Annotated in this window: 12 protein-coding genes; 5 read left to right on the top strand and 7 right to left on the bottom strand. The window is 57.0% G+C overall.

Going from position 1 to position 12550, the window contains the following annotated elements; translation table 11 throughout:
• Positions 1-6 precede the first annotated feature (6 nt).
• From DFO56_RS05320 to DFO56_RS05310, 3 genes are read right to left on the bottom strand one after another with little or no spacing between them, the layout of a single operon-like run.
• Positions 7-270: a XapX domain-containing protein gene (locus tag DFO56_RS05320; RefSeq protein WP_045508421.1), complete on the bottom strand. Its 264-nt coding sequence runs from the start codon at positions 268-270 to the stop codon at positions 7-9.
• A gap of 4 nt (positions 271-274) precedes the next feature.
• Positions 275-445 (bottom strand): DUF1427 family protein, encoded by a 171-nt coding sequence (locus tag DFO56_RS05315; protein ID WP_072051623.1) that lies wholly within the window; start codon positions 443-445, stop codon positions 275-277.
• Positions 446-498: 53 nt separating this feature from the next.
• Positions 499-1185, bottom strand: a complete 687-nt coding sequence (locus DFO56_RS05310; RefSeq protein WP_016496081.1) for a hydrolase — start codon at positions 1183-1185, stop codon at positions 499-501.
• Between the two features lie 233 nt (positions 1186-1418).
• Between DFO56_RS05310 and DFO56_RS05305 the strand changes: the two genes are divergently transcribed.
• Genes DFO56_RS05305 through DFO56_RS05290 form a run of 4 tightly spaced genes read left to right on the top strand, consistent with a single transcriptional unit; the run spans position 1419 to position 6210 of the window.
• The gene (locus tag DFO56_RS05305) at positions 1419-3293 is read left to right on the top strand and encodes an amidohydrolase (RefSeq protein WP_045508420.1); all 1875 of its coding nucleotides are present in this window, start codon (positions 1419-1421) and stop codon (positions 3291-3293) included.
• Between the two features lie 4 nt (positions 3294-3297).
• Complete coding sequence (locus DFO56_RS05300) at positions 3298-3714, top strand: DoxX family protein (protein WP_045508418.1); 417 nt, start codon at positions 3298-3300, stop codon at positions 3712-3714.
• On the top strand, positions 3711-5345 hold the full coding sequence (locus DFO56_RS05295; RefSeq protein WP_045508417.1) for an MFS transporter: 1635 nt from the start codon (positions 3711-3713) through the stop codon (positions 5343-5345). The genes DFO56_RS05300 and DFO56_RS05295 overlap by 4 nt, the downstream gene beginning before the upstream one ends.
• A 43-nt stretch (positions 5346-5388) precedes the next feature.
• Entirely contained in the window at positions 5389-6210 is an 822-nt protein-coding gene (locus tag DFO56_RS05290) for an alpha/beta fold hydrolase (RefSeq protein ID WP_016496077.1), read from the top strand.
• Between the two features lie 52 nt (positions 6211-6262).
• Here DFO56_RS05290 and DFO56_RS05285 read toward each other — a convergent pair whose 3' ends face one another.
• The gene (locus tag DFO56_RS05285) at positions 6263-8041 is read right to left on the bottom strand and encodes a thiamine pyrophosphate-requiring protein (protein WP_174240578.1); all 1779 of its coding nucleotides are present in this window, start codon (positions 8039-8041) and stop codon (positions 6263-6265) included.
• A gap of 104 nt (positions 8042-8145) precedes the next feature.
• On the opposite strand from DFO56_RS05285, the gene DFO56_RS05280 reads away from it, so the two are divergent.
• On the top strand, positions 8146-8565 hold the full coding sequence (locus DFO56_RS05280) for an N-acetyltransferase (protein ID WP_016496075.1): 420 nt from the start codon (positions 8146-8148) through the stop codon (positions 8563-8565).
• 3 nt (positions 8566-8568) lie between these two features.
• Here DFO56_RS05280 and DFO56_RS05275 read toward each other — a convergent pair whose 3' ends face one another.
• The 3 genes from DFO56_RS05275 to DFO56_RS05265 form a co-directional block, all read right to left on the bottom strand.
• Entirely contained in the window at positions 8569-10143 is a 1575-nt protein-coding gene (locus tag DFO56_RS05275; protein ID WP_045508414.1) for a sensor domain-containing diguanylate cyclase, read from the bottom strand.
• Between the two features lie 172 nt (positions 10144-10315).
• Positions 10316-11536 (bottom strand): diguanylate phosphodiesterase, encoded by a 1221-nt coding sequence (locus DFO56_RS05270; RefSeq protein ID WP_044489356.1) that lies wholly within the window; start codon positions 11534-11536, stop codon positions 10316-10318.
• A 105-nt stretch (positions 11537-11641) separates the two neighbouring features.
• A complete protein-coding gene (locus DFO56_RS05265) occupies positions 11642-12289 on the bottom strand; it encodes a GntR family transcriptional regulator (RefSeq protein WP_045508412.1) in 648 nt (215 codons plus the stop codon).
• Positions 12290-12550: the final 261 nt, after the last annotated feature.

Here is a 12550-nt window from a genome sequence, read left to right as displayed (position 1 = left end):
GGGGCATTAATCCCGGCGCGGCGGTGCGTCCGGCGGTTCAGGTTGCGGCGTACCGCTAATCTTTGGCACACACTCATGGCGAAACCATGCCATGGTTAACGGTTGCCGGGCAAGTAACCGACGGGTAATCGGAACCAGTTGCTCTCCCACCAGCATGCCGAATAACCCCAGTAAGGCAATCACCGGCGGTGCGGGGGAACGTGTCCCCAGTAAAGCATAAATCCCCCCGGCCAGAAGACCGACCAGGAGGGAAAGGATCCAGGATTTCATAGGCTCACCCCGCCGCAGCTTGTGTGATCAGTGCGCTGACGAGCTGTTCGCCCATCAACATGCCAAGCAACCCGACCAGCGCAATCGCCGGTGGCGCAGGCGATCGCACCTTCAGCAAGGCGTACATCACGCCAATCAGCACGCCTGCGGCGAAAGAGACAAGTCCGACACTCATGGCATTCTCCTGCCGTTTAAAGGCTGACCGGCGTACACCGGCCAGCAAGAGACTTATTTCGCCGGAACCGGTGCCAGCGTGCGATGACCCGCTTTCGCGCGAGAAGGCGCTTTGTGCACCATGGTGTAGGCATAATCGACGCCCATGCCGTATGCGCCGGAATGCTCTTTCACAATATTCATGACCGCGTCGTACGTTTCGCGGTGCGCCCAGTCACGCTGCCACTCCAGCATCACCTGCTGCCAGGTCACCGGGATCACGCCTGCCTGGATCATGCGCTGCATGGCGTAATCATGCGCCTCTTTCGAGGTGCCGCCGGAGGCATCTGCCACCATATAGATTTCGTAGTCGCCTTCCAGCATGGCGCACAGGGCGAAAGTGTTGTTGCACACTTCGGTCCACAAGCCGGACACCACCACCTTACGTTTGCCGTTGGCCGCCAGCGCATCACGCACTTTCTGGTCATCCCAGGAGTTCATTGAAGTACGTTCCAGAATGTCTTTCTCCGGGAACACATCCAGCAGTTCAGGATAGGTGTTGCCGGAGAAACTTTCGGTCTCGACGGTAGTGAAGATGGTCGGAATATTGAACACTTTGGCGGCTTTCGCCAGCGCGACGGTGTTGTTTTTCAGCACCTGGCGGTCAATAGACTGCACGCCAAACGCCATCTGCGGCTGGTGATCGATAAAGATTAACTGACAGTTTGCCGGGGTCAGAACTTCAAGTTTCGCGGTAGTCATACAAGCATCCTTAGAGGTTAAAGTGAGGAGTGTTACGTTAAGACAGCAACTCACGCGCCATCGCTATCGTTGGCTGTATGTTAGGTATCCCTCCCCGGCATAACTATTATCTGAAGGTATAACTATCCTTTCGTATACCTATACGTTCGTATAACTGTTCATTCTTTCCCAACGCTTAGCATAATCCGCCCAGACGCTTATCCGGCCCATGAGGCCGCCAGACTGGAGGAAGTATGGATTCGCTCGTACATGCAGAACTGATATTGCTTAATGGTCAGTTTCATACGGTTGATCGGGAAAACCCGCTCGCCGATGCCGTGGCTATCCACGACGGAAAATTTGTCCAGGTGGGGACCGAAGCCGAGGTGATGGCTTACCGTGGTGAACGCACAAAAGTGGTGGATCTGAAAGGCCATACGGCGATCCCGGGGCTGAACGACTCGCACCTGCACCTGATCCGCGGCGGGCTTAATTACAACCTGGAGCTGCGCTGGGAAGGTGTGCCGTCGCTGGCGGATGCCCTGCGTATGCTGAAAGAACAGGCGCTGCGCACGCCGTCTCCGCAGTGGGTACGCGTGGTGGGCGGCTGGACAGAGTTCCAGTTCGCCGAACGCCGTATGCCGACGCTGGACGAAATTAACGAGGCCGCGCCGGACACGCCGGTGTTTATCCTGCATCTGTACGATCGCGCCCTGCTCAACCGCGCGGCGCTGAATGTGGTGGGCTACACCAAAGACACACCTAACCCGCCGGGCGGCGAAATTCAGCGCGACAGCAATGGCAACCCGACCGGGATGCTGATTGCGCGGCCAAACGCGATGATCCTCTACGCCACGCTGGCGAAAGGGCCAAAACTGCCGCTGGAGCAGCAGGTCAACTCCACGCGCCAGTTTATGCGTGAGCTGAATCGTCTGGGGCTGACCAGCGCTATTGACGCGGGCGGTGGTTTCCAGAACTACCCGGAAGATTACGAAGTGATCGCCGAACTGCACAGCAAACAGCAGATGACCATTCGCATCGCCTATAACCTGTTTACCCAGCGTCCGGGGCATGAGCTGGAAGATTTCGAAAAATGGACCGATATGTTAACGCCGGGCCAGGGCAGCGACTTTTTCCGCCACAACGGTGCCGGTGAAATGCTGGTCTTTTCCGCCGCCGATTTTGAAGATTTCCTTGAGCCGCGCCCGGATCTGGCACCCGGTATGGAAGAGGAACTGGAGCGCGTGGTGCGCCATCTGGTTGAGCACCGCTGGCCGTTCCGCCTGCACGCCACCTATAACGAATCGATCAGCCGCATGCTGGATGTATTTGAAAAAGTGAACCGCGACATTCCGTTTAACGGTCTGCACTGGTTCTTTGACCATGCGGAAACCATCACCGAAGCCAATATTGAGCGTGTAAAAGCGCTCGGCGGCGGGATTGCGGTTCAGCATCGCATGGCCTTCCAGGGCGAATATTTCGCCGAACGCTACGGTTCGCAGGCCACTAAACAGACGCCGCCGGTGGCGAAAATGCTGGAAGCCGGGTTGCCGGTTGGTCTGGGCACCGACGCCACGCGCGTTGCCAGCTACAACCCGTGGACGGCACTCTACTGGCTGGTTTCCGGGCGCACGGTTGGCGGCATGCAAATGTACGACCACAGCGCGCGTCTCGATCGCGATACCGCCCTGCTGCTCTGGACGCAAGGCAGCGCCTGGTTCTCCAGCGAACAGGGGAAAAAAGGCCAGATTAAAGTCGGTCAACTGGCCGATCTCGCCATCCTCAGCAAAGACTACTTCCGCGTACCTGAGGAGGAGATCAAAGGGATTGAATCGGTCCTGACGGTGGTCGGCGGTGAGATTGTTTATGCCACTGGCGCGTTTGGTCCGCTGGCACCGCCGGCGATCCCGGTACTGCCAGACTGGTCGCCGGTGGTGAAAGTCCCTGGTCATTATCGCAGTGCGCCGCCGCAGGCCGCTCGCGTAGGTCAGGCGTCGGGCGTACACCACTGCTCTGGTCCGTGTGGCGTACATATCCATCAACACGATGTTGCACGCGGTGCCGCCATGCCGGTTTCCGATGAAAACGCCTTCTGGGGCGCGCTCGGTTGCAGCTGCTTTGCGTTCTGACATCATGAAAACATCCTCTTTCTCAGCTGTTTCGCCCCGCGTTGATGCGGGGCTGTTCTTCCTGCGCCTGACCGGCAGCCTGCTGTTGCTGTATGTGCATGGCCTGCCGAAGGTGCTGCATTTCAGTAACGAACTGGCGCATATCGAAGATCCGTTTGGTCTCAGCCCGTGGATGAGTCTGCTGCCGGCGATTTTCGCCGAAGTGGTTTGCCCGCTGCTGATCATCGCCGGTGTCGCCACTCGGCTGGCCTGTATCCCGATCATCGTGGTGCTGCTGGTCGCGATGCTGGTCGTGCATGCAGACTGGTCGCTGGCCGAGGGGCAATTCGGCTGGTTGTTGCTGATTATCTTCACCACCTTGCTGTTAACCGGGCCGGGAAGCTGGCGGCTGCGCGTGGCGGCGAAAGGAGCACTGGCATGACGCAACAAAACGAACTGCACGCAGCGGTGACAGTGTCACCTGATATCAACGCTGTCCCAGCCGCTTCAGCCTGGCAGCCGCTGCGCCAGCGCGTTTTTCGCATGCTATGGATAGCGACAGTGGTATCGAATGTCGGCTCATGGATGAGCGACATCGGGGTGAACTGGACAATGCTCTCGCTGAGCGCCGATCCGCTGGCGGTCGCGCTGGTGCAGGCGGCCAGCAGCCTGCCGATGTTCCTGTTTGTACTGCCTGCGGGGGTACTGGCGGATATCGTTGAACGGCGCAAAATCCTGCTCTTTTCACAAGCCTGGACGTTCTGCGCGGCAGCCGGTCTGGCGCTGTTGTCGTTTACCGGCAATGTCACGCCGGAAGTGCTGCTGGCGGCGACGTTTTTACTCAGTACCGGCGCGGCGCTTAGCTCACCGGCTTTCCAGGCGGTGGTGCCGGATCTGGTTGAAAAACGCGAACTGAGTCCGGCGATTGCCCTTAATTCGCTGGGCATCAATATCAGCCGCGCGATTGGTCCGGCGCTGGGCGGGCTGCTGCTCTCTTTCGCCGGTCCGTGGATGGTGTTCTTCCTGAACGCCCTGTCGGTACTGGGCGTGGCGTTTGTGCTCTATCGCTGGCAGCCACAGGTGACCATTCAGCGTCTGCCGCCGGAACACTTCTTTACCGCCATTCGCGGTGGGCTGCGCTATGTTCACGCCGCGCCGGTGCTGCGCAATGTGCTGGCGCGTACGGTGGCGTTTTTCCTGTTTGGTAGCGCCGGATGGGCAATGCTGCCGCTGGTGGCGCGACGCGAGCTGGGTCTCGGCCCTGGCGGTTACGGCATCATGCTGGCCTGTATCGGGTTCGGCGCGATTTGTGGCGCGATGCTGCTGCCAAAACTGCGCAAGCGGCTGAATGCCGACCAAATGATGGTGGCCGCCAGTTTGCTGTTTGCCGTCACCATGGTGGCGCTGGCGTTTATTCGCCATGTCTGGCTGCTCAATGCCTTTGAGTTTTTTACCGGCTTCGCGTGGATTGCCGTGCTCTCGACGCTGAACGTCGGCGCACAGCGCAGCGCGGCCCGCTGGGTAAAAGCGCGCGCGCTGGCGGTCTATCTGACCGTGTTCTTCGGCTCAATGACGGTCGGCAGCGCCATCTGGGGCAAGCTGGCGTCGGAGTTCGGCGTGACGTGGGCACTTTGTGCCGCCACGCTGGGGATGGTGCTGGGAACTGCTACAGTTTTACGCTGGCGGCTGGAAAAAGACGCCGCGCTGGATCTCGACATGATTGATCCGGCGGGCTTCGCGACCGAAACCGACATTCCGCATGAGCGCGGGCCGGTGATGGTCAGTTGCGAATATCGGGTCTCCCCGCAAGATGCGCATGATTTTGTCTGTGCGATGCAGGAGATGCGCCGCGTGCGCAGGCGTACCGGCGCGATGGGCTGGGCGGTGTATGAAGATGCCCACCATGCTGGCCTGTTTGTTGAAACCTGGGTGATGGGATCGTGGATCGAGCATTTGCGCCAGCATGAACGTCACACGGTCAATGACAAACTGATCAGAGAGCGCGTGCTGGCCTTTCATCAGGGCGACGAGCCGCCGGTGGTCCGGCATCTGGTCGCGCCCGCGCAACGATAAGCGTTATGCAGTTAAAACCACAACACAACAATGAGGTAAACACATGAGCACAATCAAAACGCAGGATGGTACTCAGATCTATTACAAAGACTGGGGTGCGGGTAAGCCGGTTCTCTTCAGCCATGGCTGGCCGTTAGATGGCGATATGTGGGACAGCCAGCTGAATTTTCTTGCTGAACGCGGCTACCGTGTGATTGCGTTCGACCGTCGCGGTTTTGGTCGCTCCGATCAGCCGTGGAATGGCTACAACTACGATACTTTTGCTTCCGATATTAACGATCTGATTACCGCGCTGGATCTGCACGATGTGACGCTGGTTGGCTTCTCGATGGGCGGCGGTGACGTCACCCGTTATATCGGCCGCTACGGTAGCGCGCGCGTCGCCGGTCTGGTACTGCTTGGCGCGGTGACGCCGATTTTTGGCAAAACCGACGATCACCCGCAGGGCGTTGATAAAAGCGTATTCGACGGGATTCAGGCCGGTCTGCTGAAAGATCGCGCGCAGTTTATCAGTGATTTCGCCACGCCGTTTTATGGCCTGAACGCCGGGCAGAAAGTCTCTGACGGCGTGCTGACGCAAACGCTGAATATCGCCCTGCTGGCGTCGCTGAAAGGCACGCTTGACTGCGTTACCGCGTTTGCGGAAACAGATTTCCGCCCGGATGTGGCGAAAGTGGATGTGCCGACGCTGGTTATTCACGGCAGTAACGACCAGATCGTGCCGTTTGAAGCGACCGGTAAATTATCGGCTGAACTGATTAAAGGCGCGGAACTGAAAGTCTATGAAAATGGCCCGCACGGCTTTGCGGTCACGCATCAGGATCAGTTGAACGCCGATCTGCTGGCGTTCCTCAACAAACTGTAATTACCCCTGATATTGCACTCGCCCGGTACGCCATGCGCACCGGGCTTTTTTATCACTTCTTATGGAACAACTGGCTGGCGGTATCGCTCAGCACCTGAACTGCACCGCGATCCCCTTTCACCATTGACGCCATAAACGCTTTCGCCTGTTTGAAGGTGATGTGCGGCGGTAATGGCGCAACTTCCGGATCGGTCTTCACCTCCAGCACCACCGGGCGATCCGCCTGCAACGCCTGTTGCCAGGCGGCGGATAAGGCCTCGGGCGTATCGACAAAAATACCCTCCAGCCCCAGCGTGCGGGCAAATTCCGCATAATGCACATCCGGTAGTTGCTGCGTTGCTTCAAAGCGGGGATCGCCCTCCATTACCCGCTGCTCCCAGGTGACCTGGTTGAGATCCTGGTTATTGAATACGCAGATGATTAAGCGGGGATCCTGCCACTGTTGCCAGTATTTCTGAATGGTGATCAGTTCGGCCATATTATTCATTTGCATGGCGCCATCGCCCACCAGCGCCACCACGGGTTTTTCCGGCGCGGCAAATTTCGCGGCAATGGCGTACGGCACCGCGGCACCCATACAGGCCAGCCCGCCGGAAAGCGAGGCGCGCTGCCCCTGCTTAACGCGGTAGTCGCGGGCGAACCAGTTCGCGCAGGAACCGGAGTCAGAGGTGACAATCGCATTCTCCGGCAGTAGCGGAGACATCTCCCAGACCACGCGTTGCGGGTTGACCGGTTTTGCCGGCGCCATGGCGCGCTGCTCCATCAGTTGCCACCAGTCGCGAACCTGACGGGCAATCTCCTCCTGCCAGCTACGGTCGTTTTTGTGCGTCAGCAACGGAAGCAATGCGCGCAGGGTTTCGGCTGCATCCCCGTGCAAATTGACTTCGCAGGGGTAGCGCAGGCCAAGCATTGCCGGGTCAATATCGATCTGTACCGCGCGCGCGTTGCCCTCCGGCGGCAGAAATTCCGTCCACGGAAAACCGCTCCCGATCATCAATAACGTGTCGCACTCCTGCATCAGTTTCCACGATGGTTCCGTGCCCAGCAGGCCAATGGAGCCGGTGACGAACGGCGCATCATCAGGCAGCACATCCTTGCCGAGCAGGGCTTTTGCCACGCCTGCGCCCAGTAAATTTGCCGCCTGCACCACTTCCACCGCCGCGTTACGCGCGCCCGCGCCAATCAGTATCGCCACCTTTTTCCCGGCGTTCAGTACCTCTGCCGCCCGTTGCAGGTCGGCATCGTGTGGGATGACGCGTGGTCGCTGGTAACCCGAACCTGAATGGGTAAATCCGTGCGCGTGCCGGGGCGGTTGCCAGGCTTCGTCCTGTACATCTTTGGGGATGATCACCACGCCAACGCCGTTTTGCGCCATGGCTACACGAACGCCGCGATCGACCAGATGCCGGACTTGCGCGGGCGATGCCGCTTCCTGCACGAAGTTGGCGACATCGGCGAAAACGCGATCCAGGTTCATCTCCTGCTGGTAACTGGCACCGCGCGCGGTGGTTTCTGCCTGCCCGGTGATGGCCAGCACCGGCGCGTGATCCATTTTGGCGTCATACAAGCCGGTGAGCAGATGCGTGGCCCCCGGGCCGCCCGTCGATAAGCATACCCCCAGTTCACCGGTAAACTTCGCGTGACCGACCGCCATAAACGCGGCCATCTCTTCATGGCGAACCTGGATAAATTCAATCCCGTCGCCCGCTTTATTAGCGCGCTGGATGGCGCCCAGCACACCGTTGATGCCATCGCCTGGATAACCGTAAATGCGAGTCACGCCCCATTCTTTCAGACGCTGAACAAAGAAATCACTGGTTTTCATGCTCACTGTACTTTCTCCTTGCGAATTGGTAACAGTCTTTAAGGGTAGACGACGCTCGCCGCTGACCAACCTGTTATCATTCTGATAAATACAAAGAGGAGAAAAGAGAAATGGCGCTGATAGTTAAACATGAAGTGACCGAGCAGGATCAGCAGGAGCTTTTTACCGGTTTGCGCCGCTACAATCAGCAGTTTGTTAATCTCAGCGAATGGGCGCATCTGGGCGTCTATTTTCGCGATGATAATGGCGTCATGCAGGGCGGTTTGATTGCCCACCAGCAAGGTGGCTGGCTGAATATCCACTATTTATGGGTGCATGAGGATCGGCGTGGCAGCGGGCTTGGCAAAGAACTGATGCAGCGCGCCGCGCAGGAAGCGGTCGCGCTGGGTTGCCACCATGCGCTGGTGGATACCTTCAGTTTCCAGGCACTGCCTTTCTATCAAAAACTCGGTTATGAATTGCAAATGTCGCTGCCGGATTATCCGCACACCGGTATGCAGCGCCACTATCTAACGAAAGCGCTGGTCTGAAATTCAATCCGTTTGCCGTAACAGCGCTTCAGTTGCGGCAACTGCGCGATCGCGCCCTTCTATTTTGGCCTGGTAAAGCGCTTTATCAGCGCCCTCTTTTAGCCGGATGGCATCGTCAAAATTCGCATCGGCGATCAGGCTGTAACAGCCTGCGCTGATAGTGACCACATTTTCCTGACCGCTGGTTTTGGTGTGCGGAATTTTGGCGCTGCGCACCATTGCGACAGCCTGACGCGCGACAAACAGCGCGCCTTCTGGGCCGGTATCGGGCAGGATAATGGCAAACTCTTCGCCGCCGTAACGGGCAATCAGATCGTGACTGCGCACTTTCAGTTTGGCAATAATTTCGCCGACCATTCGCAGGCAGTTATCGCCGGCAACGTGACCGTAAAAATCGTTATAACGCTTGAAATAGTCGATATCGAGCATGATAAGCGAGACGGGTTTTTGCGTCACCGCAGAGGCTTTCAGGCTTTTTGCCAGAAACAGATCGAACTGGCGACGGTTGGCAAGCCCGGTCAACCCATCGGCCAGCGCCATCAGCTGCAAGGTGTGATTGATGCTGGTGAGTTCATCGCGCAGGACGGCAAGTTCCGTCTGGTTGCGCACATTAAGCCTGACCTGGCGGAAGATAATCGCCCCCATCAGCAGCGTACCCAGCAGCAGCATGGCATTAAGCACCAGATCCGGCAGGCTGTCCTTTAACCAGCTATGCCACAGCGCGGGTTTGTCATAACCCGCTGCCACCACCAGCGGATAGCGCTCCAGGCGGGCAAACCCATAAATGCGCTCAATATGATCCAGTGCGGAAACCCAGGTGCCATTCCCCCGGTCCTTTTTCGCCAGTTCGCGGGTAAATAACGGGCTGGCAGAGAGATTGCGGTTGATGATTTCATCGCCATAGGGGCGCACATACACGGCGGTGCCGTCGGTATTTACCAGCGCCAGCATGTCGCGGCTTTGCAACTCAAAATAGCCATAGAAATGGCGGAAATAGTCGACTTTTACCGTTGCCAGCAAAACACCGGCAAAACCGCCGGAACTGTCGCTGATGCGCAGCGACACCGGGATCACCAGATCGCCGGTCGAACGACTGCGAATAACATGGCCGATGTGAATACTGCCGTGGCCGTTACGGCGATGGTAGACAAAATATTCGCGGTCACTGTTGTTCGACATCACCGGAATTTTGCCAAACGAGGTGGCTTTCATATTGCCCTGGGTGTCGTAAACCATCAGCCCATGCAACTGCGGTAACCGCTCTGCCAGCTCTGCGAGATAAACGCCGAACTGGTTGACATCAATGCCTTCAATGCTGTCTGTTGGCAGGTTGCGGCGAATGTCGCGCAGCACCAGCTCCGTTTGCAAAAAGGTATCTTCCGCCTGGCGCGCCTGTGAAACGGAAAGGTTAATCGCATCCCGTTCGCTGTCTTCGACGACACGTTCCCATGCCCGGGATAACGTCCATGCGCTGGTCGCGCTGCCAGCCAGTAACAGACCAACCATAAAAAAAGTGATACTGCGCCCGAGGGAGGAATGGAGCGCCAGCGCCCGCGCGACACGTCTTTTGAGTTTCATCATTCCCCCGCAACCACATCCACTATTATTCAGTTAAGCATAGAAGAACGATGATTTATAAGCCAAATAACGCAGTGGTTTGCGCTATTTCCGGCGTAATACGCGCGGCGTTGGCATAAAAAAGGAGAATACCGTGTGGATCCTCCTTAGCAGTGAGGCTTGCCGGAAAAGATTAGATTTTGTGAAGGATGCGCTGGGGCCAGTTAATTGCCGAAACACCATTAAGCATCGGGCGGGCAAACAGAAACCCCTGGAAACGCTGAATGCCAACGGCTTCCAGCCAGCACCACTCTTCCACCTTCTCCACCCCTTCGGCGACGACGGTAATTTGCAGTTCGGCGCAGCAATCGATAATCGCTTTCACAATCGCCTGTTTCGGGCCATGCAGATGAATATCGGTGACGATGGTGCGGTCGATTTTCAGCTTGTCTGGCTGGAATTTCGCCAGCAATGACAACCCGGCAAAACCGGAACCAAAATCGTCAATCGCCAGACCAATACCGGCGGCGCGCAGCTGGCGGATGGCCCAGGTAAATTCTTCATAACCGGAAATCACTTCATCTTCTGTCACTTCGACGATGATCTGCCCGGGATTAAGCTGGTTACGGGTGATGTGATTCAGCAGAATGTCCACCGCGCCGGGAATTTTGACCAGCGACATCGGCAGCAAATTGATGGCGACTTTGTGGTTACCAATGCCGAGGCGACGCGCCATTGCCAGCGCCCAGCCTTTCGATGCGAGGTCGGCTTCGTGCAGCTTGTTTGGCGCAATCGTTGAGAAATAGTCCTGCGGGCTGCCGCCGTCGGGTCCACGGATCAGGGCTTCCAGCGACGAAATATTGCCGCGCAACGGTTCGATAATGGGCTGGAAGGCAAACTGGCACGGTTGTTCGTGAAATAACGGGGTATCGCTGGCGAAAGGCGATGTTTTGATGGCGAAACGCCACTGTTCGGGCGACGTGTTACGCACCCCGCCGTTGGTGTTCGGCGAGGCGATAAACGTGCGGATAAATTTGTAGACCCGATCATTGCTGGCCAGCTTATATTTCAGCGTGCCAAAGCGGAGGATCGCGCGTAGCACGACGTGGGGTTTCATCACCCGCAAATCGAACAACACCATTCCTCTGTCAACAAAGCGACGGCGCGGCGCGAAATCGCGCAGCAGTTCAACCACGTTACCGTGGCGGGGATCTTTGCCGATCCGCTCATACACCGCGTTGACCGATGCCTGCGGTCCCTCAAGGACCTGTAAAAAATGATCGCCGTCGAACAGTAAAATTCCCGTTACATGCAATTGCGCGTTGCGCAGGCTTGCTCGCTCGACAATGCCTGCCAGTTGTGAGGGATCTAATGTTCGATTCAGTCGGCTACGGTAAATCAAAGTCGCTAACACGAAATGCTACCCTCAGAATGCCCACAGAAAGCCCGATTAAAAATACGCCATTCCGGAGTCTATCAGCGGTTGAGGATTTCCGTCCGTCAAATAAGGGGCAATCTGTTAGCGTTCTCGTTGGCTTAAAATTGTCAAACGTGCGCGATAGCCGTGGCGAATATGCTCACAGGCGATTTCCTGCGCCGCGGCACTGTCACGTCGCGCCAGCGCGTCAACAATGGACTGGTGTTCGCGTTTCGACTCTTCGGTACGCTCTTTCAGTTCGTAGGTGGTGCTGCGCAATAACGACAAATGGATGCGTAAATTGTCCAGCATTTCATTGAGATAGGGATTATGTGTTGCGCGGTAGATTTGACGGTGGAACATGCGGTTGTGATCGTGAAGGGCTTTGCTGTCGGTCAGAGAGGCTTCAGCGTGAACCATCTCCTGTAGCAAGGCGATCTCCGCGTCAGAAGCGGCATTGACTGCCAGTGCCATCGCCAGCCGCTCCAGCCCTTCGCGCACATCGAACAACTGACGCAGACGCTCGTAACTGATGTGGGCGATGATAAGGCCGCGTTGCGGTCCCGGTTCGGCAAGCCCGAGCGTTTCCAGGCGATGAAGCGCTTCACGTATCGGCGTTCGGCTCAGGCCAAACTGCTCTGCCAGCCGCGTCTCCTGTAGACGCTCTCCCGGCAGCAACTCTCCTGCTTCGATAGCGGAAATAAGAATTTCAAACGGCGTTAAGCCCGCGTCGCGACCCGTCGATTTCACGTTTTAGCTCCTTTCGTATGTACTGATGATGGCTTTGCAAAGTCTGCACCCTGCCGTCGTTCATCTTGCCACAGGAACGGGGAGGCTTTTGCATTTTTTATTCTTTGCTTATTTAAAAAACATCTTTTGACGTTTACGAAATCGCTGCTATGTTTATTTTAAATTCATTGTATACAAATGAATTCAAATATACACAAAACGAATATTTGCTTTTTATTTTGTAAGCCAACACCGTATTTGCAAGTCAACACCAGGGAAACT

Origin of the sequence: Kosakonia sp. AG348, assembly GCF_003337365.1 — a bacterium.
Lineage (GTDB): Bacteria > Pseudomonadota > Gammaproteobacteria > Enterobacterales > Enterobacteriaceae > Kosakonia.
This window is presented reverse-complemented; position numbering and strand designations above follow the sequence as displayed.

Coding starts and splice junctions, on each gene's coding strand:
- DFO56_RS05295 (WP_045508417.1), top strand. CDS start 3,711: ATGACGCAACAAAACGAACTGCACGCAGCGGTGACAGTGTCACCTGAT.
- DFO56_RS05320 (WP_045508421.1), bottom strand. CDS start 270: ATGAAATCCTGGATCCTTTCCCTCCTGGTCGGTCTTCTGGCCGGGGGG.
- DFO56_RS05280 (WP_016496075.1), top strand. CDS start 8,146: ATGGCGCTGATAGTTAAACATGAAGTGACCGAGCAGGATCAGCAGGAG.
- DFO56_RS05315 (WP_072051623.1), bottom strand. CDS start 445: ATGAGTGTCGGACTTGTCTCTTTCGCCGCAGGCGTGCTGATTGGCGTG.
- DFO56_RS05310 (WP_016496081.1), bottom strand. CDS start 1,185: ATGACTACCGCGAAACTTGAAGTTCTGACCCCGGCAAACTGTCAGTTA.
- DFO56_RS05300 (WP_045508418.1), top strand. CDS start 3,298: ATGAAAACATCCTCTTTCTCAGCTGTTTCGCCCCGCGTTGATGCGGGG.
- DFO56_RS05275 (WP_045508414.1), bottom strand. CDS start 10,143: ATGAAACTCAAAAGACGTGTCGCGCGGGCGCTGGCGCTCCATTCCTCC.
- DFO56_RS05305 (WP_045508420.1), top strand. CDS start 1,419: ATGGATTCGCTCGTACATGCAGAACTGATATTGCTTAATGGTCAGTTT.
- DFO56_RS05290 (WP_016496077.1), top strand. CDS start 5,389: ATGAGCACAATCAAAACGCAGGATGGTACTCAGATCTATTACAAAGAC.